Annotated in this window: 22 protein-coding genes and 1 tRNA gene; 13 read left to right on the forward strand and 10 right to left on the reverse strand. The window is 64.0% G+C overall.

Going from position 1 to position 24,129, the window contains the following annotated elements; genetic code table 11:
• Window positions 1-101 precede the first annotated feature (101 nt).
• From ACEOAC_RS17895 to ACEOAC_RS17920, 6 genes are all read left to right on the forward strand, one after another.
• Window positions 102-1,289, forward strand: a complete 1,188-nt coding sequence (locus ACEOAC_RS17895) for an acyl-CoA dehydrogenase family protein (protein WP_006462390.1) — start codon at window positions 102-104, stop codon at window positions 1,287-1,289.
• A gap of 133 nt (window positions 1,290-1,422) precedes the next feature.
• Window positions 1,423-2,382, forward strand: a complete 960-nt coding sequence (locus tag ACEOAC_RS17900) for an ABC transporter substrate-binding protein (protein ID WP_006462389.1) — start codon at window positions 1,423-1,425, stop codon at window positions 2,380-2,382.
• Window positions 2,383-2,385: 3 nt separating this feature from the next.
• Window positions 2,386-3,183: an ABC transporter ATP-binding protein gene (locus tag ACEOAC_RS17905; RefSeq protein WP_077237888.1), complete on the forward strand. Its 798-nt coding sequence runs from the start codon at window positions 2,386-2,388 to the stop codon at window positions 3,181-3,183.
• Window positions 3,180-3,998, forward strand: coding sequence for an ABC transporter permease (locus tag ACEOAC_RS17910; RefSeq protein ID WP_006462387.1), 819 nt, complete (start codon window positions 3,180-3,182; stop codon window positions 3,996-3,998). The genes ACEOAC_RS17905 and ACEOAC_RS17910 overlap by 4 nt, the downstream gene beginning before the upstream one ends.
• Before the next feature lie 115 nt (window positions 3,999-4,113).
• On the forward strand, window positions 4,114-4,677 hold the full coding sequence (locus ACEOAC_RS17915) for a nuclear transport factor 2 family protein (protein ID WP_006462386.1): 564 nt from the start codon (window positions 4,114-4,116) through the stop codon (window positions 4,675-4,677).
• A gap of 41 nt (window positions 4,678-4,718) precedes the next feature.
• A complete protein-coding gene (locus ACEOAC_RS17920; protein WP_413443871.1) occupies window positions 4,719-5,531 on the forward strand; it encodes an alpha/beta fold hydrolase in 813 nt (270 codons plus the stop codon).
• Between the two features lie 5 nt (window positions 5,532-5,536).
• On the opposite strand, the gene ACEOAC_RS17925 is transcribed toward ACEOAC_RS17920, so the two are convergent.
• The 3 genes from ACEOAC_RS17925 to ACEOAC_RS17935 all read right to left on the reverse strand — a co-directional run bounded on the left by ACEOAC_RS17925 (window position 5,537) and on the right by ACEOAC_RS17935 (window position 7,970).
• Complete coding sequence (locus ACEOAC_RS17925; RefSeq protein ID WP_102661382.1) at window positions 5,537-5,860, reverse strand: antibiotic biosynthesis monooxygenase family protein; 324 nt, start codon at window positions 5,858-5,860, stop codon at window positions 5,537-5,539.
• 123 nt (window positions 5,861-5,983) lie between these two features.
• Window positions 5,984-6,913 carry an NADP-dependent oxidoreductase gene (locus tag ACEOAC_RS17930; protein ID WP_413443872.1) on the reverse strand — a complete coding sequence of 310 codons (930 nt, stop codon included), beginning with the start codon at window positions 6,911-6,913 and terminating at the stop codon, window positions 5,984-5,986.
• 130 nt (window positions 6,914-7,043) lie between these two features.
• On the reverse strand, window positions 7,044-7,970 hold the full coding sequence (locus ACEOAC_RS17935) for a LysR family transcriptional regulator (protein WP_039874714.1): 927 nt from the start codon (window positions 7,968-7,970) through the stop codon (window positions 7,044-7,046).
• Window positions 7,971-8,164: 194 nt separating this feature from the next.
• Between ACEOAC_RS17935 and ACEOAC_RS17940 the strand changes: the two genes are divergently transcribed.
• Window positions 8,165-8,674: a flavin reductase gene (locus ACEOAC_RS17940; RefSeq protein WP_413443873.1), complete on the forward strand. Its 510-nt coding sequence runs from the start codon at window positions 8,165-8,167 to the stop codon at window positions 8,672-8,674.
• 100 nt (window positions 8,675-8,774) lie between these two features.
• Here ACEOAC_RS17940 and ACEOAC_RS17945 read toward each other — a convergent pair whose 3' ends face one another.
• The 6 genes from ACEOAC_RS17945 to ACEOAC_RS17970 form a co-directional block, all read right to left on the reverse strand.
• Window positions 8,775-9,002: a formate dehydrogenase subunit delta gene (locus tag ACEOAC_RS17945; protein ID WP_102661379.1), complete on the reverse strand. Its 228-nt coding sequence runs from the start codon at window positions 9,000-9,002 to the stop codon at window positions 8,775-8,777.
• A gap of 62 nt (window positions 9,003-9,064) precedes the next feature.
• Window positions 9,065-9,916 carry a formate dehydrogenase accessory sulfurtransferase FdhD gene (gene fdhD / locus ACEOAC_RS17950; protein WP_234295936.1) on the reverse strand — a complete coding sequence of 284 codons (852 nt, stop codon included), beginning with the start codon at window positions 9,914-9,916 and terminating at the stop codon, window positions 9,065-9,067.
• A gap of 349 nt (window positions 9,917-10,265) precedes the next feature.
• Window positions 10,266-13,151: a formate dehydrogenase subunit alpha gene (fdhF, locus tag ACEOAC_RS17955; RefSeq protein ID WP_413444946.1), complete on the reverse strand. Its 2,886-nt coding sequence runs from the start codon at window positions 13,149-13,151 to the stop codon at window positions 10,266-10,268.
• Between the two features lie 30 nt (window positions 13,152-13,181).
• Complete coding sequence (locus tag ACEOAC_RS17960; RefSeq protein ID WP_413444945.1) at window positions 13,182-14,744, reverse strand: formate dehydrogenase beta subunit; 1,563 nt, start codon at window positions 14,742-14,744, stop codon at window positions 13,182-13,184.
• A complete protein-coding gene (locus tag ACEOAC_RS17965; RefSeq protein ID WP_077237880.1) occupies window positions 14,744-15,220 on the reverse strand; it encodes a formate dehydrogenase subunit gamma in 477 nt (158 codons plus the stop codon). The genes ACEOAC_RS17960 and ACEOAC_RS17965 overlap by 1 nt, the downstream gene beginning before the upstream one ends.
• 441 nt (window positions 15,221-15,661) lie before the next feature.
• Window positions 15,662-17,308 carry an OFA family MFS transporter gene (locus ACEOAC_RS17970; RefSeq protein WP_241811909.1) on the reverse strand — a complete coding sequence of 549 codons (1,647 nt, stop codon included), beginning with the start codon at window positions 17,306-17,308 and terminating at the stop codon, window positions 15,662-15,664.
• Window positions 17,309-17,536: 228 nt separating this feature from the next.
• On the opposite strand from ACEOAC_RS17970, the gene ACEOAC_RS17975 reads away from it, so the two are divergent.
• Complete coding sequence (locus ACEOAC_RS17975; RefSeq protein WP_102661374.1) at window positions 17,537-18,604, forward strand: substrate-binding domain-containing protein; 1,068 nt, start codon at window positions 17,537-17,539, stop codon at window positions 18,602-18,604.
• A 106-nt stretch (window positions 18,605-18,710) separates the two neighbouring features.
• Entirely contained in the window at window positions 18,711-19,664 is a 954-nt protein-coding gene (locus tag ACEOAC_RS17980; RefSeq protein ID WP_077237878.1) for a LysR family transcriptional regulator, read from the forward strand.
• Between the two features lie 62 nt (window positions 19,665-19,726).
• Here the strand turns inward: ACEOAC_RS17980 and ACEOAC_RS17985 are convergent, their stop codons facing one another.
• Window positions 19,727-20,641, reverse strand: a complete 915-nt coding sequence (locus ACEOAC_RS17985; protein ID WP_234295932.1) for a LysR family transcriptional regulator — start codon at window positions 20,639-20,641, stop codon at window positions 19,727-19,729.
• 183 nt (window positions 20,642-20,824) lie between these two features.
• Between ACEOAC_RS17985 and ACEOAC_RS17990 the strand changes: the two genes are divergently transcribed.
• The 4 genes from ACEOAC_RS17990 to ACEOAC_RS18005 all read left to right on the forward strand — a co-directional run bounded on the left by ACEOAC_RS17990 (window position 20,825) and on the right by ACEOAC_RS18005 (window position 23,921).
• Window positions 20,825-21,763, forward strand: a complete 939-nt coding sequence (locus ACEOAC_RS17990; protein ID WP_182994343.1) for a D-hexose-6-phosphate mutarotase — start codon at window positions 20,825-20,827, stop codon at window positions 21,761-21,763.
• A gap of 188 nt (window positions 21,764-21,951) precedes the next feature.
• Complete coding sequence (locus tag ACEOAC_RS17995; RefSeq protein ID WP_077237875.1) at window positions 21,952-23,031, forward strand: tartrate dehydrogenase; 1,080 nt, start codon at window positions 21,952-21,954, stop codon at window positions 23,029-23,031.
• A gap of 274 nt (window positions 23,032-23,305) precedes the next feature.
• Window positions 23,306-23,758: a surface-adhesin E family protein gene (locus tag ACEOAC_RS18000; protein ID WP_413445385.1), complete on the forward strand. Its 453-nt coding sequence runs from the start codon at window positions 23,306-23,308 to the stop codon at window positions 23,756-23,758.
• 78 nt (window positions 23,759-23,836) lie between these two features.
• Window positions 23,837-23,921 (forward strand) — tRNA-Leu (locus ACEOAC_RS18005).
• Window positions 23,922-24,129: the final 208 nt, after the last annotated feature.

Consider the following 24,129-nt stretch of genomic DNA (forward strand, 5'->3'; position numbering starts at 1 on the left):
ATTATTACTAATATTCATTGGGACAATTCCTAAATAGAATTTGACCCTGCTTTGACCGAGGATGACACTCAGCTACCTTCTTTCAACCAAAGTGGTGTGCCATGAATTCGATTACGCTCGATGTTTATCCCGTCCAGAAGAAAGTCGTCACCGCCGCGCCGCCGCATGCGGACTCCCCCGAAATGGATGTCCTCATCGAGGAAGTGACCGCCCGTCGGGATGAATTCGACCAGCTCGGCCACGTGCCGCGCGACATCGTCGCGACGATGAAGAAGGCCGGCATCTTCCGTAGCGGCACGCCGCGCAAGTTCGGCGGTGAAGCGCTGGCGCCAGCGGCCTTCCTGGCCATGGTCGAGCGTATCTCCAAGGCCGACGGCTCGGCCGGCTGGGTCGCCGCCTTCGGGTCGGCCAACACCTATCTGGCCGCCCTGCCGATTGAAACACAACGCAAGATCTACGCCGATGGCCCCGACCAGGTCTATGCCGGCGGCCTCTATCCCCTGCAGGAAGCCAAGGCCGTCCCCGGCGGCTGGGAAATCACCGGACGCTGGCACTTCGCCAGCGGCTGCAAGGGCGCCGACTGGATCGGCGTGGGCATCAAGGACAACACCGGTGCCGATGATGGCACGCAGAAACCGGCGCTCATGGCCGTCATGCCGGCACAGGAAGTGGAGATCATCGACAACTGGAACGTGGTCGGCATGCAAGGCACCGGCAGCCACGATACCCGCCTCAAGGACAAGTTCGTCGCCCACGAATGGACCTGCGCACGCGGTGCCGCCGGCCTGATCGATGAACCCCTATATCGCTACCCGGCGCTGGCCTATCAGGCCGAGGTGCATGCCGCCGTCAACATCGGCCTGGCCCGCGCCGCGCTGGACATCGTCACCGACATGGCCGGCGGCGCCAAGATCATGCCCGGCGCACTGCGACTGGCCGATCGCGCCTATTACAAGATCAAGCTGGGCCTGTCCGAAGCCAAGTGGCGCAGCGCCCGCATGTTCTTCTACGACGCCTGCGAACAGGCCTGGGAACAGATCGTGGCCGGCAATCCCGTCACCGAAGAGATCGACATGATGCTCAAGCTCTCCGCCACCTATGCCGCCCGGGTCTCGATGGAAGTGGTCAACGACGCCTACCAGGCAGCCGGCATGGCGGCCATCCAGCGCACCCACCGCATGCAACGCATCGTGCGCGATGCGATGGTGGTCACCCAGCACGCCGCACTGTCGGAACTGAACTACGAAAGCGCTGGCGCGCTTTTTGCAAAGCTGGGGATCAAGCGCTAAGGCGCATTCCCTTCCCAAGTCTTGCCTGCGCCTCGGCCGCAGCCGCAAGCATCCGTGACGTTTTTGCCTTTGTTACTGCTGTGCCTGCCAACTCCACTGGCGTTTCACCAACCTTACAAAGAGGACCAAGCTCGTGACCCACTCCACCGTCTCGCCACAACGCCGCAAGCTTCTGCTCGGCGCCGCTTCGATGCTCGCCGCAGGTGCCGCCCCTGCCCTGCCAGCCCTGGCACAGGGAGCCCCCGTCACCATCGGCGTCGGTGCCGATCCCGTGTTCACAGCCTTCTTCGTGGCGGCCAACGAGAAGCTCTTCGCCAAGCACGGCGCCCCCAATGTCACGGTGCAGTCCTATACCGATGGCGGCGAGGCGCTCAACGCGCTGGTGGCCAACCAGGTCAACCTGGGCTGTGCCGGCGAACCCACGCACATCGTGCGCCTGTCGCGCGCCGAGCTGCGTCCGCTGGCCGTGACCTACCAGTCCAAGACCTACCTCAAGCTGGTGGCCCGCAAGGAAATCACCTCGGCCGACAAGATCAGGAAGTTCGGCATCGTCGCCGGCTCGGTCTCGGAATACGTCACCGGCCTGACCATCAAGCAACTCAAGCTCGACGCCAGCAAGATCGAGATGGTGCGCTCCGGCCCGCCGGAGCTGCCGGCCCTGCTGGCGCGCGGCGACATCGACGCCTACTTCGTCTGGGAACCGTGGCCTACGCTGGGCGTACAACAGGGCGGCCATGTGCTCATGACCTGTGGTGACGTCGGCTATACCAGCACGCTGTGGCTCTCGGCCACCGCCGGCTGGCTGGCCGCCAACAAGGAAGTGGCCGGCAATATCCTCAAGGCCCTGGCCGAAGCGGCCGAGATCACCCGCAAGGACCCGCCACGCGCTGCGCAATCGGTACAGGCCGTCACCCGCATCCCGGTGCCGCAGACGCTGAACTCGCTCAAGGACATGGAACCGGTGGTGCGCGACTTCACCGATACCGATCTCAAGACCGCCAACGCCATCGGCGACTTCCTGCTCTCCAAGCAGGCCATCAAGGCGCCGGTGGACATGAGCAAGGTACTGCAGCGCGGCTTCTACAAGGGGTAAGTCATGGCACATGGATCCTCTGTTTCCATCAAGCGGGTGGGACTAACCATCGGCAACAATGAAATCATGGCCGGCATCGACCTCGATATCCGCGCCGGTGAATTCGTCTGTCTGCTGGGTCCGTCGGGCTGCGGCAAGTCCACCCTGCTCAATGCGATTGCCGGCTTCCAGGACGTGGCCGGCGAGATCAGTATCGACGGCAAACGCGTCAAGGGACCGGGGCTGGATCGCGGCGTGGTGTTCCAGTCCTCGGAGGCACTGTTTCCCTGGCTGAGCGTGCGTGAGAACGTTGAATACGGCCTCAAGCTGCGCGGCGTGCCGGCGGCGGAACGACGGTCGGCTGCCGAGCGCTATGTCTCGCTGGTGGGCCTGAAGCATGCCATCGACAAGTTTCCCGCCGAACTGTCGGGGGGTATGCGCCAGCGTGCCCAGATCGCCCGGGTACTGGTCAACGAGCCTTCGGTGGTGCTGATGGATGAACCCTTCGGCGCCCTCGATGCGCAGACCCGCGAAGTGCTGCAAAGCGAACTGGACCGCATCTGGAAGAGTACCGGCTGCACCATCGTCTTCGTCACCCACGACATCTGGGAAGCCATCCTCCTGGCCGATCGTGTGGTGACCATGACCGCCGGTCCCCGCGCCCATATCAAGACCATCGAAACCATCGACCTGCCGCATCCGCGCGATCCGGCCGACCCGGCCTGCATGGCACTGTACGCCCGCATCCGCGACGATATCGGCGCCGAAGTCACGCGTGTATTGCGCGCCCAAGGATTGATCGAAGAGGAATTAGTGAAATGACGCAGCTCTCGCAGACAGCCACCCCGACGGCACAAGAGTCGGCCATGCCATCCAACCTGGGGCGTCGTATGAAAGCAGCCCGTCCTTTCCTGATTTCGGTGATCGCCATCGTCGGTGGCCTGGTCCTGTGGCAACTGGTCTCGATGACCACCTCGCCACTGTTCCTGCCCTCGGTCTCGATGACCTGGGCCGCCGCGCTGGAACTGATCAGCGACGGCACCCTGCAACAGTCGGTGCTGGCCTCCTCCGGCCGCATCCTGGCCGGCTGGGGTGCGGGCGTGGTGATCGGGGTGCCGCTGGGCATCTTCATGGGCCGCTTCGAAACGGTACGCCAGTTGCTCGATCCCTATATCGAGTTCTTCCGTTTCATCCCGCCGATCGCCTTCGTCACCCTGGCCGTGATCTGGCTTGGCCCGGGCGAGTTGTCGAAAATCGCACTGATCTTCTATACCACCGTCTTCATCGTCACCCTGAACACCATTGCCGGGGTCCAGGCGGTGAACCCGCTGCGCCTGCGCGCTGCGGCCTCGCTCGGTGCCGGACAGTGGAAGATCCTGACCACCGTGATCCTGCCCTCGACCGTACCCTTCATGGTCACCGGCGCCCGCATCGCCATGGGCAATTCCTTCCTGACCGTGGTCTCGGCGGAAATCGTCTCGGCCCGCGAAGGCCTGGGCGCGCTGATCTGGACGGCACGCAACTTCAGCCGTACCGAATGGGTGTTCGTGGGCATCATCGCCCTGGGGCTGCTGGGCTACCTGTTCGACCGCGTCCTGCGCGTGGCCACCCGCAAGCTGCTGGCGCGCTACCTGTAAGGCGCAAGCCGCCTGCCAGTTCCGCCGACGATGCAGCGCTGCGCTCATCGTCGGCAACCACCGTACGTGTATGCGTGTACGGTGGCTTTTCAATAACAACCAGAGACCTCCCACCATGACCGATATCAGCCAGGAAATCCTGCAACTCAAACGCCGTCTCGACGTGCTCGAAGCCGAAGCCGACATCCGTCGCATCCAGGCACGCTACATGTTCCTGTGCGACACTCCCTGCCCTGAACCGGTAGCCGACGACGCCGAGCGCATCGAGAAGATCCTCGAACTCTACGCCGAGGATGCCATCTGGGAAGGCGTAGGCGCCTACTACGAAGGCCAGTTCGGCCAGGCCGTCGGCAAGGACGCCATCCGCAAGCACTTCCAGGCCTTCTGGGGCCAGAAGAAAGACCCTGAACTGCTCTTGAACGTGCACTACCTCACCTCGGAACAGATCCACGTCAACGCCGAATGCACCCATGCCGATGGCCAGTGGGTTCATTGCCAGCCCTGGATTTTCGGCGATGGTTCCTCGCTGCTGCGCTCCAGCCGGCTCAACAACCTGTTCAAGAAGGTCGATGGCGTCTGGAAGATCGCCCGCACCCGTACCGAGAATGTGTTCGTGGCGCCGCTGACCACCGGCTGGGCCAACAACGTGCCAAGCTATTCGGTGCTAATGAAGGAATAATCTTTTATATCGTTTAGTTCATTTCCTGAAAGACGCGCCTAATGCAGTCCACCACCTCTCCCATTCGCCGCCAGTTCATCCACACCAGCGCCGGCCCGCTTCACGTTGCCAGCGCGGGGGCCGGTTTTCCGGTGCTGTTGCTGCACCAGACTCCGCGTTCCTGGGATGAATTCAGGGAGGTGCTGCCGCTGCTGGGGCAGGGCTTTCATGCCATCGCCATCGATACCATCGGCTTCGGCGATTCATGCAAGCTGCCGCTGGACCAGCACAGCATTGAACGCTGGGCGCAACTGGCGCTGGAAGTGATGGATGGAATGGGATTGCAGAAGGCCGCCGTCGTGGGCCACCACACCGGCGCCGTCACCGCCATGGAAATGGCGGTCGCGGCGCCGCAGCGGGTAGAAGCGCTGGTGCTGTCCTCCTGCCCTTTCAACGATGCAGCGCGCCGCACCACGCATGCGGGCAAGCGCACCATCGACGACGTGGAAGTCCGCGCCGACGGCAGCCACCTGCAGGAACTGTGGCAGCGCCGACAGCCCTTCTATCCCGAGGGCGATACCGAGCTGCTCACGCGTTTCATCGGCGACGCCATCAAGGCCGGCGCCATGGCCTCGCACGGTCACATCGTGGTGCGCAACTACCGCATGGAAGAGCGCATCGGCCAGGTACGCGCACCCACGCTGGTGCTGCGCGCCGGTCGCGATCCGCATGCCGCGCCCTATGCTGACCACATCGCCGCTGCCATCCATGGCAGCCGCCTGCAGACGCTGGAAGAAGGCATGGTCCCGATGCCGGACCAGATTCCCGCCCGCTTTGCGCAGGCGGTGATGGAATTCCTGCAGCAGCATTGGTGAGCAGCTCAATCCCGCACAAACCCGTAGTCGCGCTCGACCTTGCAGATGCGGGTGCGATAGGCCTGGTACCACTGCTCCCGTCCCAGGCGCTGGGCCATCAGGTGATCGAGATCGCGTTTCCAGGCGGCGATAGCCTCCAGGCTCTGCCAATAGGAGACCGTGATGCCGACCTCTTCCCGCGCCGACTCCACACCCAGGAAGCCCGGCTGGCGCGATGCCGCCTCGACCATGGTCTCGGCCATGCGGCCATAGCCATGGTCGCCCGGTGTACGCAAGGAAGTGAAGATGACGGCGTAATAGGGAACATCGCCGGTGACCGCGATCGACATGAGTCTCTCCTGAAGGGGGGATGGATCAACGGCGGGGAACGGGAACGTCAACCGCCGGACCGCGCCATTGTGCCTGCATTGCGGCGATGCTGCCGACCGGCCCAGGGAGAAGCCCGCGCAGGGTCAATTGATCTCCAGCACCAGCCGCCCGCGCGTCACCGCGCCCTCTTCCAGCATCTGGTGCGCCCGGGCGATCTCCGCCATGGGCAGCACCGCACTGATGGCCGGACGCCACACGCCTTGCGCCGCCAGGTCCACCACCTGCTGCAGGACCTGCTGGTCTTCCTCGATCAGGGAGCGGGTGACGGTCACGCCGAACTCGCTGCCCCTGTCGCGGATGGGTGCCGCCACCAGCCACACCAGATGACCGCCACGCCGCAGCAGCGAGTAGGAACGATCATGGGTGGCGCCGCCGACCAGGTCGATCACCACATCCTGTTCACGCACGGCAGAAAAGTCGTCACGGTCATAGGCGATCACCTGCCTGGCACCCAGGCCCGCCACGTAATCGACATTGCTGCTGCGACAGGTCGCCGTCACATCGGCGCCCAGATGCGCCGCCAACTGCACCATCAAGCTACCCACCGCACCGGAACCGGCGTGGATCAGCACCCGCATGCCAGGCTGGATGCGTGCCGTGTGCAGCAGCGGAATCCAGGCACTCGCCCCCGGCTGCAGCAAGGCCGCACCTTCCTGCATCGACAGGCTGGCCGGCTTGCGTACCACCTGCTGCTGCGGCAGCACGGCGCACGCCAGGGTGGTGCCACGCCCCAGCATGCCGGGCATGACGCAGACCTCGTCACCCACCTGCAAGCCCTGCACATCGGTACCGATGGCCGTGATCACTCCGGCCCCGTCGCGACCGGGAACCTTGGGCAGGCTCAGCGGCAGCAGATGCTGCAGCAGGCCGGCACGCAGCTTGGTATCGACCGGCGCCACGCCGGCCGCATGCATGGCCACCTGCACATGGTCGGGCGCCACGGGAAGTTCATCGAGATCGCTCGGTTCGAGCACGGACGGCGGTCCGTAACGGTGATAGGCAATGGCACGCACGGGCTGGCAGGGGCAGAAAAATGAACAGCCTGCAGTGTCGTTGCAGGCAGGCTGCATGGTCAAATCCGCGCCGCTGATGGCCTGTATTTGCGGCAGTCATCCGCAGCCATGGGCAGGGCTCAGCGAAGCATCACGGCGCGATCTCTTCGCGCCCGAACATTTCGATCAACAGGCTGCGCAGCCACTGGATACCGGAGTCGGCCGAGAAACGGGTGTGGGTATAGAGACTCACCGGAATGCGCGGCATCTCCAGCGGCAGGTCCAGCAGCACGAAGGCGCCGTCCAGATTGTGGCGCTCGGCGATGCTGCGTGGCAGGAACAGTGCCAGGTCGGTATGGCGCACGATTTCCGGTGCCACCGTGAAATGCGGCATGCGCAGCGCGAAGTCGCGCTTCACACCGGCATTGCGCAACACATCCTCGGCCAGCTGGTGGCCGGTGGTATTGGTGTTGGTGTAGACGTAGCGCAGCTGCAGCAGGTTTTCCATGGTCAGGGCCTGCCCCACCATCGGATGCTCCTTGCGCAGCATGCAGATGTAGTCGTCATTGAGCACCAGCTGGCTCTGGCAATCCTCCGGCAAGCCCGGCAGGTAGCCGAAGGCCAGGTCGATGTCGCCATTGCGCATGGCCGCGCCCAGGTTTTCCATGGCCATCTGCTGCACCTCGATGGAGACATGCGGTGCCGCATGGGCCAGCTCTTCCATGAGCAGCGGCAGCACGTGGCTACAGGACATGTCCGACATCACCAGATGAAAGCTGCGCGTGGCTGTGGCCGGATCAAAACTGGAATGGGTATGCAGGGCTTCGTGGATGATGCCCAGGGCGCGGGCAATCGGCTCGTGCAGGCGGATGGCCGTCTCGGTGGGCACCATGGAAGTGGTGCTGCGCACGAACAAGGGATCGTCGAACATCTCGCGCAGGCGGCGCAGCGCATGGCTCACTGCCGGTTGCGTCAGGTGCAGGCGCTCGGCGGCGGCGGTGAGGCTGCGCAACTCCCAGATGACGATGAAGGTCTTGAGCAGGTTCAGGTCCACCGCCCCGATATTCATTTGCTTCATGCGCGACATTCCAGACAATCATTTGACCCTTGATTTGCTCAGGGTCTATTGTTCATCCCAGGACGCAGGCTTTGCCAAGCGATGCGTTCTCCCTCTCACCTGCTGATCGACATCCGCCCGACCCTTGCCGCAGATTGCGCAAAGGATAACGAAGCCTTGTGCCGGATGTCATCTCTTTTTTGGATGGACATACCATGAAGAAAGACTTTCGCGATGCCATGGCGCGCCTGTCGGCGGCCGTCAACATCATCACCACCGACGGCCCCGCCGGACGCGCGGCGATGACCGTGAGCGCGGTCAGCTCGGTCTCGGACGATCCGGCTACCGTGCTGGTGTGCATCAACGTCAAGAGTGCCGCGCACGCGACCCTGGTCGGCAACGGTCGCCTGTGCATCAACATCCTGGCCGCGCACCAGGAAGAACTGGCGCGCATGATCGCCGGCATGACCGGCGTGGCACCCGAAGAACGGATGAGCCAGGTGCAGTGGATCACCGGCGACTACGGCCAGCCGATCCTGCCCGATGCCCTGGCGGTGCTGGAGGGGGATATCGTGCTGCAGCAGCAGGCCGGTACCCACAGCGTGCTGTTCGTGGAGGTGCGACACATCCGCCTGGCCCCGACCGCAGAAGATGGCCTGGCCTATTTCGGGCGCAGGTTCCACCGGATTGCAGCGGAGGTGGCGGAAGCGGCGCTGGCGGCGTGAACGGGACATGAAAACGCCGTCCGACGCAGGGGCGGACGGCGCTTATCGGAGCACTGGCACCGATGCCATGCAGACATCGGCACCATGGCCTCAACGGGAATCAGGCAGCCAACTGCTGCAGATGCCGATTCACCGCCTCCAGCACGATGGCATCCACACCCTCCCCTTGCGTCTTGTCGATATGTTCCAGGAAAGCCTTGCGCATGCGCGGTTCCCAGAAGCGCTTGAGATGGGTGGCGAGGTCGGCCATGGCCTGGTCGCGGTCCGGCATGGTGGAAAAGAAACTGCCAATCTGGTTGGCCATCTTGACCAGGTGTTCGGTATTCATGAGTCTCCTCCTGCAATATTGTTCAATCGGTTCACGCGGGCATGCGGCCCGGCGCGGATGGTTCAACGCAGACGATGCGGGCGCGCATACACCACGTGGCCCTGCTTGCGCACAAAGCCCAGCAGCGTGACATCGGTTTCCTCGGCCAGGCGGATGGCCAGGGCGGTCGGGGCCGAGACGGCGGCAATGAAGCCGATGCCGACCGTGGCCGCCTTCTGCACCATCTCGTAGCTGGCGCGGCTGGTGATGATGGCCGCACCTTGCGAGAAATCGGTCTTCTCTTCGGCCAGTGCGCCGATCAGCTTGTCCAGCGCATTGTGGCGGCCGACATCCTCCCGTACCAGCACGATACGACCCGCTGCATCCATCCACGCCGCCGCATGGGTGGCACCGGTGGCTTGCTGCAGCTGCTGGCCGGCCTGCATCTGCTCGAAGGCGGCATGCACCTGCGCCACCGTAAAGCCGGCGCCACCCTGTACGGCCTGCGGATGGCGTACCGCCTGCTCCAGCGTCTCGGCGCCGCACAGGCCGCAACCGGTGCGGCCCGTCAGGTTGCGTCGCTTTTCCTTCAACGCCACGAAGCGCTCCGTGGCGATGCGCATCTGTACCTGCACGCCTTCACAACCGGGGACGATGTCGCATTCGTACAATTCGCCCGGGCTGGCAAGGATGCCTTCGGTGAGCGAAAAACCCAATGCGAAATCTTCGAGGTCGGCGGGCGTGGCCATCATCACCGCGTGCGAAATGCCGTTGTACTCCAGCGCGATGGGGACCTCTTCGGCCACCACGTCCTCCACCGTCTCGCGCTGCCCATCCCGCCAGCGATCCACCTGGACGCGGGCAAAGGTGGCGTACTCGCCGGTGGTTTCATCGATACTGGGGCTGCTGGGGTTGCTGCTGTTGCGTGTGTTCATGCTGTCCTGCGCGGGTTGGATTAGGGCCTGTTCACACTCAATCTGTGAGTGCGAGAGGTTGTCAAGCGTTGACTGCCTAGGCGCAGCGACGCGCCGTAGTGGTGCTACGGCAAGGAGCTGCAACAACGGCAGGCGACGCTTGCCGGCCTCTCCCGGAGGGTTGCGCCCAGAAGGCGCGCTGGCGGCGTTGCACGGCAAGGCTGGTGGCACCACCACCAGCCTTGCCGCACGCCTTGCCACCACGACTTCTGGGCGCAACGCATCTCGCAGATTGAGTGTGAACAGGCCCTAGGCTCGTCTGCACATCTGAAACAATCATTGCAGCGCGAGCCCGCCATCGCTGCACTGCTTACTTGGTCACCAGTGGTTCGGCCTGCGGGGCGCCCTGCCTGTCACCCTTGAGCAAATCCAGCTGCTCGCGGTTGAAGCGCTCGTAGTGCTGCTGCCACTCGGAAGGCTGCGTCACCGGCATCACCTGCACCGCCGTCACCTTGTACTCGGGGCAGTTGGTGGCCCAGTCGGAGTTGTCGGTGGTGATCACATTGGCGCCGGACTCCGGGAAGTGGAAGGTGGTGTAGACCACACCCGGCTGCACGTTCTCGGTCACCGTGGCGCGCAACACCGTCTGGCCGGCACGCGACTCCACGCCGACCCAGTCACCTTCGCGGATGCCGCGATCCTCGGCATCGTGCGGGTGGATTTCCAGCCGGTCTTCGCTATGCCATTGCGAGTTCTCGGTGCGGCGCGTCTGCGCGCCCACGTTGTACTGCGACAGGATACGGCCGGTGGTCAGGATCAGCGGATAACGCTGGGTCACCTTCTCGTCGGTGGCGAAGTATTGCGTGTTGATGAACTTGCCCTTGCCACGGATGAAGCTGCCGACGTGCATGATGGGCGTGCCTTCCGGTGCCGCTTCGTTGCAGGGCCACTGGATGCTGCCCAGCTTTTCCAGCTTGTCGTAGCTCACGCCATGGAAGCTGGGGGTCAGGGCGGCGATCTCGTCCATGATTTCAGAGGGGTGATTGTACGGCATCGGGTAACCCAGCGCTTCGGCCAGGGCCACCGTGACTTCCCAGTCGGACTTGCCGGCCTTGGCCGGCATCACCTTGCGCACGCGCGAGATGCGGCGTTCGGCGTTGGTGAAGGTGCCGTCCTTTTCCAGGAAGGACGAACCAGGCAGGAACACGTGCGCGTACTTGGCCGTTTCGTTCAGGAACAGGTCCTGCACCACGATACATTCCATCGCCTGCAGGGCCGCGGCCACGTGCTGGGTATTGGGGTCGGACTGGACGATGTCCTCGCCTTCGCAGTACAGGCCCTTAAAGCTGCCATCCAGCGCCGCATCGAACATGTTGGGAATGCGCAGGCCCGGTTCCGGGTTCAGCGTCACGCCCCAGGCCTGTTCGAACTGGCTGCGCACGGTGGAGTCCGAGATATGCCGATAGCCCGGCAGCTCATGCGGGAAGGAGCCCATGTCGCAGGAACCCTGGACATTGTTCTGGCCACGCAGCGGGTTCACGCCCACGCCTTCGCGGCCGACGTTGCCGGTGCACATGGCCAGGTTGGCGATGCCCATCACCGTGGTCGAACCCTGTGCATGCTCGGTCACGCCCAGGCCGTAGTAGATCGCCGCATTGCCGCCGGTGGCGTACAGCCGGGCCGCGCCACGCAGGGTCTCGGCCGGCACGCCGGTGATGGCGGCCATGGCTTCGGGGGAATTGTCCTCGCGCAGCACGAACTCCTTCCAGTCCTTGTAAGACTGGAGGTCGCAGCGTTCCTGGATGTAGGTCTCGTCCTGCAGGCCCTCGGACAGGATCACGTGGGCCAGCGCGGTGATGACGGCGGTGTTGGTGCCGGGCCGCAGCTTCAAGTGATAGTCAGCCTGCACGTGCGGCGACTTGACCATCTCGGTGGTACGCGGGTCGATCACGATCAGCTTGGCGCCCTGGCGCACGCGACGCTTGATCTGCGAGGCAAACACCGGGTGGCCGGAGGCCGGGTTGGCACCCATGATGAGGATGACATCGGACTTCATCACCGATTCGAAGGTCTGGGTGCCGGCTGATTCGCCCAGGGTCTGCTTCAAGCCATAGCCGGTGGGCGAGTGGCACACGCGGGCGCAAGTGTCGACGTTGTTGTTGCCGAAGGCGGCGCGTACCAGCTTCTGGACCAGGTAGGTTTCTTCGTTGGTGCAGCGCGAGGAAGTGATGCCGCCGATGGAATCCTTGCCATGCTTGGCCTGGATGCGGCGGAATTCGCTGGCCGCATAGGACAGCGCCTCTTCCCACGAGACTTCGCGCCAGGGATCGTTGATGCTCTTGCGGATCATGGGGTTGAGGATGCGGTCCTTGTGGGTCGCATAGCCCCAGGCGAAGCGGCCCTTGACGCAGGAGTGGCCCTGGTTGGCCTTACCGTCCTTGTACGGCACCATGCGCACCACTTCATTGCCCTTCATCTCGGCCTTGAAGGAGCAGCCCACGCCGCAATAGGCGCAGGTGGTGACGGCGCTGTGCTCGGCCTGGCCCAGCATGATCACGGTCTTCTCGGTCAGGGTCGCGGTCGGGCAGGCTTCCACGCAGGCGCCGCAGGAGACGCATTCGGATTCCATGAAGCTTTCCATCTGCCCGGCCGAGACGCGCGATTCGAAGCCGCGACCGTTGATGGTCAGGGCAAAGGTACCCTGGGTTTCTTCGCAGGCCCGTACGCAGCGGTTGCAGACGATGCACTTGGAGGCGTCATAGGTGAAGTAGGGATTGGATTCATCCTTCTTCAGCTTGAGATGGTTCTCCCCCTCGTAGCCGTAGCGCACTTCGCGCAGGCCGACCACGCCGGCCATGTCCTGCAGTTCGCAGTTGCCGTTGGTGGGACAGGTCAGACAATCGAGCGGGTGGTCGGAGATATAGAGCTCCATCACGCCACGGCGGATCTCGGCCAGCTTGGGGGTCTGGGTCTGTACCTTCATGCCTGGTTCGCAGGGCGTGGTGCAGGAGGCCGGATAGCCCTTCATCTTGCGGCCATCCTTTTCGATTTCCACCAGGCACAGGCGGCAGGAACCGAAGGGTTCCAGGCTGTCGGTAGCGCACAGCTTGGGTACGTTGATGCCGGCCTCCACCGAAGCGCGCATCACCGAGGTGCCGGCCGGGACCGTCACGGCCACGCCGTCGATCTCCAGCGTGACCATGTTTTCCGAGACACGCGCCGGCGTGCCGTAATCCGTTTCATTGAGCTGGTTCATGTTGCAACTCCTCTGCATTCGGTGATGGGATCAGGCTGCCTGTTCGCTGGGCGCGCCGAAGTCTTCCGGGAAATGGTTCAGCGCCGACAGCACCGGGAACGGCGTCATGCCGCCCATGGCGCACAGCGAGCCATTGACCATGGTGTCGCACAGGCTCTTCAACAGATGGATCTGTTGGGGCCGCTCATCGTTGGCGATGATCTTGTCGATCACCTCCACGCCCCGGGTCGAGCCGATGCGGCAAGGCGTGCACTTGCCGCAGGACTCCACGGCACAGAACTGCATGGCGTAACGGGCCTGGCGGGCCATGTCCACCGTATCGTCGAAGGCCACCAGGCCGCCGTGACCGATCATGGCGCCGATGGCGGCGAAGGCTTCATAGTCGAGCGGGGTATCGAACTGCGACTGCGGCATGTAGGCGCCCAGCGGGCCGCCCATCTGCACTGCGCGGATAGCCCGACCGCTGGCGCTGCCGCCACCGAAGTCGTCCAGCAACTGGCGCAGCGTGAGACCGAAGGCCTTTTCCACCAGTCCGCCCTGGCGGATGTTGCCGGCCAACTGGAATGGCAAAGTGCCATGCGAACGACCCACGCCAAAGTTCTTGTAGAAGTCCGCGCCCCGCGCCAGGATCACCGGCACCGAGGCCAGCGAAATCAGGTTGTTGATCACCGTCGGCTTGCCGAACAAGCCTTCGATGGCCGGCAGCGGCGGCTTGGCGCGCACCACGCCTCGCTTGCCTTCCAGGCTTTCGAGCATGGCGGTCTCTTCGCCGCAGATGTAGGCGCCCGCCCCCTTGCGCACTTCCAGGCGGAAGGACTTGCCCGAGCCCAGGATGTTCTCGCCCAGATAACCACGCGCCGTGGCGATGGCAATGGCCTCGTTCAGCGTGGCAATCGAATGCGGATATTCGGAGCGCACATAGACATAGCCCTCGGTCGCGCCCACGGCCAGGGCGGCGATGGTCATGCCCTCGATCAGGGTGAAGGGGTCGTCTTCCATGATCATGCGATCAGAGAAGGTGCCGGAATCGCCCTCGTCGGCATTGCAGACCACATACTTCTGCGCGGCAGGTGCGCGCAGCACGGTCTGCCACTTGATGCCGGTGGGGAAAGCCGCACCACCCCGGCCGCGCAGGCCGGAGGCGATCATTTCCTCGACGATGGCTTCGGGGGTCTTGGCCAGGGCATTCTTCAGGCCGACATAACCTTCATGGGCCAGGTAGTCGTCCAGCGAGAGCGGATCGATGATGCCGACGCGGGCGAAGGTCAGGCGTTCCTGGTTCTTCAGGAAGGGGATGTCCTCGGTCAGACCCAGATGCAGCGCATGATTCCCGCCGGACAGCAGGCCGGCATCGAACAGGCCCGCCACATCCTCCGGCGCGACCGGTCCATAGGCGACGCGACCGGCGGCGGTGGCGACCTCTACCAGCGGCTCCAGCCAGAACATGCCGCGCGAACCATTGCGCACCAGCCTGATGGACTGGCCACGCCTGTCGGCCTCGGCGGCGATGGCGGCGGCCACCTCATTGGCGCCCAGGGCCAGTGCGGTGGAGTCGCGGGGAACGTAGATGGTGACGATATCGTTGGCGCTCATCATGCCTCCCGCTTGGCCTGGATCAGGCGCTTGAACTTGTCGGCATCGACGCGGGCGTGCAGCTCGTCATTGATGGTCAGGTTGGGGCCGATGGCGCACTGGCCCAGGCAATACACCGGTTCCAGGGTGAACTTGCCGTCGGCGCTGGTCTCATGGAAGCCGCAGCCCAGCACGTTCTGCGCATGTTCGGCCAGGGCCTCGCTGCCGCGTGCCTGGCAGGCCTCGGCACGGCAGACCTGCACCACGTGCTGGCCGGCCGGCTCCTGGCGGAAGAAGTGATAGAAGGAGATCACCCCGTGTACTTCGGCGCGCGAGACATTGAGCTCGCCGGCGATCATGGGCACCGCATCGGCAGGGATGTACCCCACCTTTTCCTGGATGCCGTGCAGGATGGGGAGCATGGCACCGGCCATGTCCTTGCGATCGGCGATGATGCTGCGCACCGCCGCCACGTCGAAAACTTGTTGCCGCTTCATTGTTGCCTCCTGTGTTGCCTTGATGCGGACCTCGTCCTTCTCCCGGAGGATCTTCTATGGACCGCGCAAATGACGAATGAAAGGGGTGGGACCGCGCCTACGGAGGGGCGGCCTGCTGGAAACAGATCAGGCGAAGGGAAGCGGCATGCAGCAGCGCAGCGCAGGCCCGGGGATGGGCGCGCACGGTCGTGCTTGGTGGAACAGCTGGTCTCCGTTGTTGCATGTTCGCCCTGCCTTCGGGGTTGGTGTGAACACTGAGGATGCGGGCCTGCCCTCTACCGGGTGGACGGACTGCGCTCCTGATTTTTTGATAGTCGCTGACACAAGCTGCCGCTGCTCACGTTGCAGGGCAGCTTGTGTCAGCGGCTTTCGCCGCTGGGGTCTCTCGTGCAGGCCGGGTGGAGCCGGCCTGCAGTCGAGGTTGAAACAGGGACTACGCGATCAGCGGAACAGCACGGCCGACTTCTGCAACACCAGGGTGATACCCCAGACCAGCGGAATGCCGACGGCCGCCCAGGCCAGACCGATCACCACCGGGTTGCCGCCGGAACCGATCTGCGACATGTCGCCGGAACCAGCGGTGGCAGCCGCATCGGCAGCCGACTTTTCGTGGGCCAGCTGCTTTTCGCGGGCCAGTTCTTCCGGCGTCATGAAGTGCTTGGCAGCGACCGGGCGGATCAGCAGGTTGCAGATCAGACCCAGCACCAGCATGCCGGCCAGGATGTACATGGTGGTGTTGTAGACCTGGCTCTTGGGCATGCCCAGGGAGAGCTGGTATTCACGCATGTAGTTCACCACCACCGGGCCCAGGATGCCGGCGGTCGCCCACGCGGTCAGCAAGCGGCCGTGGATGGCGCCCACCATCTGGGTGCCGAACAGGTCGGCCAGGTAAGCCGGCACGGTCGCGAAACCGCCGCCGTACATCGACAGGATGATGCAGACCGCACCCACGAACAGCGGGATGTTGCCGGCCTTGGCCGACCACGGCAGGCTCACGTACAGCACGAAGCCCAGCACGAAGAAGATGGCGTAGGTCATCTTGCGGCCGAAGAAGTCCGAGCACGAAGCCCAGGCGAAACGACCACCGATGTTGAACAGCGAGATCAGACCGGTGAAGCCGGCGGCCAGCGCCGCGATGGCGGTCTTCTGATCGACCGACAGGTCATTGAAGCCGATGTCCACGCCCAGCAGCTTGCCGCCGAACACTTCCTGCAGCATCGGCGAGGCGATGCCGATGACACCGATACCGGCCGACACGTTCAGGCAGAGCACCAGCCACACCAGCCAGAACTGGGGAATGCCCCAGACCTTGGAGACGTGCACGTGGTTCTGGGTGATCATCGTGGCCGAGGACTTGGCCACCGGCGGGGTCCAGCCGGCCGGCTTCCAGCCCGAAGGCGGCACGCGGTAGCCGAAGGCGCCAGCCATCATGAAGACGAAGTAGATCACGGCCATGACCACGAAGGTTTCCCACACGCCCACGGAAGTGGGGGTGGCGAACTTCTTCATCAGCGCATCGGCCAGCGGGGTGCCGACCAGCGCACCACCACCGAAGCCCATGATGGCCATGCCGGTGGCCATGCCGCGACGGTCAGGGAACCACTTGATCAGCGTGGACACGGGCGAGATATAGCCCAGGCCCAGACCAACGCCGCCGATCACGCCCGAGCCCAGCCACATCAGCCAGATCTGGTGCGTCTTCACGCCCAGGGCCGAGATCAGCAGGCCGCCGCACCAGCAAAGCGCAGCAACCACGCCGGCCTTGCGGGGACCGGCGTGTTCCAGCCAGCCACCCCACAGCGCGGCGGAGATGCCCAGCAGGACGAAGAACATGGTGTACATCCAGCCCAGCATGGAGATCTTCCAGTCACAGGAGGACGAGAAGACCTGGGCGAAGAAGCCGACATCGGCGCCGCAGGCGATGGGCGCGGTCACGCCCAGGGCCTTGGACAGCGGCAGCCAGAACACGGAAAAACCGTAGGCCATGCCGATGCAAAGGTGGATTGCGAGTGCTGCTGGCGGTACCAGCCAGCGATTGAAGCCAGGCTTGGCGACTGTATGTTCCTTGTTCAGGAAATCGAAAGCCATTATTCCTCCGAATATTTTTGAGTGTGTGTGGTGGGTAAATCGAAGGAAGGACTGCATCGCAAAGCCGGTAGGGCCGGATCGTGAAACCGACCCATCTTTGCGGCGCTAACCTTCTCTTTTAATTTATTTATATATGTACAACGCCGCATATATTTTTTATCATTTATGCGGAGTGACGCGAAATTATCACCGATAAACTGCCGTTTCAATATGCTTTATTTTGCCTAAATGTTCAAAGTCCACATCAAACCGCACTGGGAAATCGCCTATGACAATGAGGTGGCTCTGGACACGGCCAACCTGCTGCAACTGCTCACGGCGATCCAGCAAAGCGGCTCCATTGCGCGTGCCGCGCAATTGACGCGCTATTCCTACCGGCACGCCTGGGGACTATTGCGCGATGCGGAAAGGATGTTTGGCAACGCACTGATAGAAAGCGGCCGTGGCCGTGGCACCACACTCACCGATTTCGCCAGCAAGCTGTTATGGGCTGACCGCCTGGTGACGGCGCGCCTGTCGCCGACCCTGGACAGCCTGGCCTCGGAGCTGGAAGTGGAACTGGGCAAGACGGTCGAAGGCCAGTCCGAGAAGGTGCGGCTCAATGCCAGCCACGGCTTTGCGGTCGCAGCGCTGCTGGGCAAGATCAACGAGGCTCGCCTGCCGGTGGAGGTGCGCTACCGCCACAGCACCGATGCCGTGGCCGCGCTGTCGCGCCAGGAGTGCGACCTGGCCGGCTTCCACGTCCCGCTGGGCGAATTCGAAAAACCGGCCATCGCCACCTATGCCAAGTGGCTCAACAAGCGCAGCGATTGCCTGATCCACCTGGCCATCCGTAACCAGGGCCTGTTCGTCGAACCGGACAACCCCAAGGGCCTGCGCGGACTGCCCGACCTCATTCGCAGCGACCTGCGCTTCGTCAACCGCGAAGCCGGCTCCGGCACGCGCATGCTGCTGGAGCTGATGCTGGCCGGCGCCGGCATCGCCCACAAGAAGATCAACGGCTTCGAAAATACCGAGTTCACCCACTCGGCGGTGGCCGCCTTCATCGCCAGCGGCATGGCCGATGTCGGCTTCGGCGTGCAGACGGCGGCCCACCGCTTCGGCCTGGGCTTCATCCCGCTGGTGCGCGAACGCTACTTCTTCGCCCTGCCCGCGGCCTCGCTGCAAGACCCGCTGATCCGCGCCGTGATCGACATCCTGCAATCGGATGGTTTCCGCAAGGTGGTCAACAACCTGGCCGGCTACGACGCCACCGACATGGGCAAGATACAGACCATCAAGGAAGCCTTCGGCTGAGCGCGCTCCGCAGACGCTTGTAGCCCTGCAGCGATCAGGCTACACTCCCGCCCCTGGCCCGTTGCCGTCCTGGCGGCGGGCCATTCTCTTTTGGCCCGATCGCGTCATGAATTCCGCTGCTCTCACCTCTTCACCTGCCCTGCTGGCGCTGGCCACCATGGATCAACGTCTGCTGCGCCTGCTCGACGCCATCCTCGATGAAGTCCACCTGGCACGTGCCGCCGCCCGCGTGGGCTGGCCCTTGCCGGCTGCCGCCAATGCGCTGGAACGCTGCCGTCAGTTGCTGCGCGATCCCCTGCTGGAAGATGGCGGCCAGCAGATGCGCCTGAGCAGCCTTGCGCAAAGCCTGCGCGAGCCGCTGCGCCAGGCGCTGGGCGGCGATGGCGCCGCGTCCCCGGCGCACGAGCAGGACCTGGCCACGCTGGCGCGCCGGGTGCGCATCCTCATGCCCGACTATCCCGCCCAGGTGGTGGCCCAGCCGCTGTATCAGGAACTGAGCGCCAGCGCGCCCCTGCTGGATCTGGAATTCCAGACCTGGCAAGGCGACGCCGATGCCGCCGCCCGCCTGGAGCGCGGGGAGACCGACCTGGTCCTGGGCGCGGCCACGCCGACCAACACCCTGCGCGGCCGCGAAGTGCTGCAGGAACGCTGCGTGGTGGTGATGCGGCGCGACCACCCGGCGGCGCAACAGCTGACCATGGCGCGCTGGCTGGAGTATCCCCATCTGCAGATCGCCTGCCATGACACGCTCAATCGCCGCATCGACGAACAGCTCGCCACCCAGGGCCTGCGCCGCCGCATCGGCATGGTGATCCCCAACTTCCTGATGGCACCGGCCCTGCTGCAGGGCTCAGAGTTGATCGCGGTGATGCCCATGTATTGCGTGCCGGCTGCCACCGCTGCCCATCCGGTGGTGCTGGCCTGCCTGCGCCCGCCCCTGCCACTGGAAGCGCCGCCGCTGCGCCTGCTGCATCATCGCCGCCACGCCGACGACCGCGCCGTGGCCCACGTGGCGCAAGGCCTGGAGCGCATCGTGCGGCAACGCTTTGATGTGCGCTGAACATCAGGTAGTCAGCCCGAAACCTGCAGGCCGGGTCGCCGGATCGCAGGACCGCCGCACCATCACACCGTCATCGCCGGCGCCGTGACATCCAGGTGCTTTTGCAGGAAGCGCACGCACTCGCGCACCTTCGCTGAATTCTTCAGCTGCACGGGATAGACCGCGCACAGGTCGGCCTCCTGGAAATACTGCGGCAACACCCGCACCAGCCGCCCCCGCTTGAGGCTATCGGCCACGTCCCAGATCGAACGCAGGATGATGCCGTGACCATCCACCGCCCACTGGTGGATGATCTCGCCATGGTTGGATGCCAGTCCCCCCGAGACCTTGACCGTCTCCTGCCCCTTGGGCCCCATCATGCGCCAGATGCCGAAGGACTGGTTGCGCTCGCGGATCACCAGGCACTGGTGCTGGCGCAGCGCCGCCAGGTCGGCCGGCGCTCCATGCTTCTTCAGATAGGCCGGACTGGCGCACAGCACCCGCTGGCTGGGCAGGATGCGCTTGGAGAACAGATGCGGCTCATGCCCCGCCCCCACGCGGATATCCAGATCGATGCCTTCATTGACCAGGTCGATCTGCCGGTCCACCAGCTCCAGCTGGATCTTCAGTTCCGGATGCTCGCTGGCAAAGCGCGACAGCAGGGGCGAGACCACCTTGCGCCCCAGCCCGAAGCTGGTACTGATCTTGAGCAGGCCGCGCGGCACCCGTTTGGCGCTGCTGACGGTTTCCATCATCTGCTCGACGTCATCCAGAATCTTGCGCGCCCATTCATGGACATTGCCGCCATCCTCGGTCATGACCACGCTGCGCGTGGTGCGATGGAACAAGCGTACGCCCAGCGCCTGCTCCAGCAGCGCAATGCGCTTGCTGATATAAGCCGGCGAAGCGCCGACCTCGCGCGCCGATTCGGCGAAGTTGCTGTGGCGCGCCACCACGCAGAACAGACGCAGGTCTTCCAGCAGGGGAGAATTGTTCACGATCTGTAGCCATTGGAATCCACGATCCGTGGATTATAGTCGGGTCGCCGTCCTCCCGGAAAAGCGCGGCAGGCAAGGCGGCCCAGTCGATACGGCGCGCCTCGCCCAGTGCGCCAAACCACCCGCAAGCGCCCGAATTGTGGCAGTCTTGCGCTATCGCAACGAATTCTTGGAGTCACCGGCATGAGCATCATCGAGGAGCAGGAGGTCCCGCCCGACCTTCCCCACATCCAGCGTATCGAAGTCAACCAGCTGCAATGCCTGCGCGTGCAGACCGCCCGCGCCGAAGTGCTGATCGCCGAACAGGGCGCCCAGGTCCTGCGTTACCAGGTCCACGGCCAGGAACCGATCATCTGGATGAGCGAGGAAGCCGCCTTCGAAGCCGGCAACTCGGTACGCGGCGGCATCCCCGTCTGCTGGCCCTGGTTCGGCGACCTGATGCGCAATCCACCGCAGGTGCAGGCCCTGCACGCCGGTGGCCGCCTGCCGGCGCACGGCCTGGTACGCGGCATCCCCTGGCTGCTGATGGAAAACGCCATCGAAGGCGACACCGTGCGCCTGGTGATGGCCATCCCTCCCACCACCGATTCGCCGGCCCTGCGCCACCTGCCACCGGGCCTGGAACTGCGCCTGGAAATCCTCCTCGACGACCGCCTGCACCTCAAGCTCACCACCCGCAACGGCAGCGAGCAGCACATTGCCCTCACCCAGGCACTGCACAGCTACTTCGCCGTCAGCAGCATCCACGACGTCACCGTGGAAGGCCTGGAAGGCCAGCGCTACATCGAAACCCTGGAAGGCTGGGCCGAGCGCGAACAGAAGCGCCCGCTGGTAGTCAGCAGCGAAACCGACCGCATCTACCTGGACCTGCCGGCGCATCTGGCGATCCGCGACGAAGGCTGGAACCGCCGCATCCACATCGAAGCCAGCGGCTCGACCTCGGCCGTCGTGTGGAACCCCTGGGTCAGCAAGGCGCGCCGCCTGTCGCAGTTCGCCGACGACGCCTGGCAGCGCATGCTCTGCATCGAGACCGCCAATGTGATGGACGACCTGGTGGAACTCGAACCGGGTGCCGAGCACAGCATGGGCGTCAGCCTGTGGGGCGAAGCACTGGGCGGCTGAACCGCTCTCAAGGCATCACCAAGGCACTGCCGCAGTCCGGGCAGTGCCTTTTTCATGGGCTGAGGTTTTGCGCATCATTCACGGATCGTGTTTTATAAGATCACCAGATCGTGGATAATCCCTCGCCCGAAGCGTTCTATGATGGACACCGTTTACACCGCCCAGAACAGACCACAGGAGCACAGCAGATGAGCAAGACCCACAGGATCGCCGTCATCGCCGGTGACGGCATCGGCCAGGAAGTGATGCCCGAAGGCCTGCGCGCCGTCGAGGCTGCCAGCAAGAAATTCGGCATCGACATCGAGTTCACCCATTTCGACTGGGCGCACTGCAACTACTACGCCCAGCACGGCCAGATGATGCCGGACGACTGGTTCGAGCAACTGAAGGGCTTCGAAGCTATCTTCTTCGGCGCCGTCGGCTGGCCCGCCACGGTGCCGGACCACGTCTCGCTGTGGGGTTCGCTGCTCAAGTTCCGCCGCGACTTCGACCTCTACGTCAACCTGCGCCCGGTGCGCCTGATGCCCGGCGTGCCCTGCCCCCTGGCCAACCGCAAGCCCGGCGACATCGATTTCTACGTGGTCCGCGAGAACACTGAAGGCGAATACTCCTCCATCGGCGGCCGCATGTATGAAGGCACCGACCGCGAAACCGTAATCCAGGAATCGGTCTTCAGCCGCAAGGGCACCGACCGCATCCTCAAGTTCGCCTTCGACCTGGCGCAAAGCCGTCCCAAGAAGCACCTGACCTCGGCCACCAAGTCCAACGGCATCGCCATCACCATGCCCTACTGGGATGAGCGCGTCGAAGCCATGGGCGCCAAGTACCCCGACGTGCGCCGCGACAAGTACCACATCGACATCCTGACCGCGCACTTCGTGCTGAACCCGGACCGCTTCGACGTGGTGGTGGCCTCCAACCTGTTCGGCGACATCCTCTCCGACCTTGGACCGGCCTGCGCCGGCACCATCGGCATCGCGCCCTCGGCCAACATCAACCCGACCCGTGAACTGCCCTCGCTGTTCGAACCGGTGCACGGCTCGGCCCCGGACATCTTCGGCAAGAACATCGCCAACCCAGTCGCCATGATCTGGTCCGGCGCCATGATGCTGGACTTCCTGGGCAACGGCGAAGGCAAGTATCGCCAGGCCCACGACGCCATGCTGGCGGCCATCGAGGAAGTGCTGGTCAACGGACCGACCACCCCCGACCTGGGCGGCAAGAGCAACACCACCGAAGTCGGCAAGGCGGTGGCTGCGGCAATCTGAGCGCCCCTGACTGCCCTTCACTGCAAGAGAAGATGGCTCGCCGCGTGCGGGCCATTTTCCTATGGCGGCCCCATGATGATTTGCAAAGGGCATGTTAGGATTGCCGCTCTTTCAATTTTCGTGATCGAAGAGTTGGACATGGCTGCAAGCCTGCGCATGACGGGACACCGCGTACTGGCCGAACTGCTCTTCTGGAGCATCCCGCTGATACTGCTGCTGGAAGACGATGTCGCCATGCTGGCCATGATGCTGACCTGACGCGAAGCCCTGCGATATGGATAGACCGTCCCCTCACCGCCTGCGCGCTCCCCGCCCCACCCTGCTGGTGGCGGCACCGCTGGCCTTGCTCCTGGCCGCGACCTGCCTGCCCGCGCGCGCCGAATGGTCGCCCCTGGGCGAGAACACCATCGGCAGCTTCTTCATCGACAAGAGCAGCATCGTCGTCACCCGCAGCGTGCGCCAGGCGCAGATCCTGCTGAACTGGAGCCGTCCGCAACTGTTGATGGGCCAGGGCAGCAAGACCTATTACCTGTCGGAGGTCTCGACCGCCTATTTCGACTGCACCAGCCGCCAGCTCGGCTTTGGCAGCCGCAAGATGTACGCGCAGGCTGACGGCCGTGGGCAGATGCTGCTGGCCCCGCAACTGGCCTACTCGGACGTGAAGCTGCAGGACCCCATCCCCGGCTCCACCGGCGAGCGCGCCATCGAAGCGGTATGTGGAAAATAATTTTCATCGTTCTTTGATGAGGCCGCTTCAGGGGCTTGCCCCAGGAAGCGAAATCGGCAATAATCTCGGGCTTGCGTTGCCGGGATGGCGGAATAGGTAGACGCACGGGACTCAAAATCCCGCGCCGCAAGGCGTGCCGGTTCGATTCCGGCTCCCGGCACCAGAAGTCCTTTTTAAGAATGCACCTCTCGGGGTGCATTTTTGTTTTCTGGAGTACAAATCCTGACAGTTCATTACTGCTGAAAATGCAGCCGCACTCTGCCTTGCCAGGGTATAGCGTTTAGCATATTATCCAAATGCGTAAGCGTCTCGCTTATTTGCCGCATTCGACAATTAAAAGTAATTGGATAAGTCTGGTAACAGACGTCGAT

Source organism: Herbaspirillum frisingense, from assembly GCF_047325095.1.
Lineage (GTDB): Bacteria > Pseudomonadota > Gammaproteobacteria > Burkholderiales > Burkholderiaceae_D > Herbaspirillum > Herbaspirillum frisingense.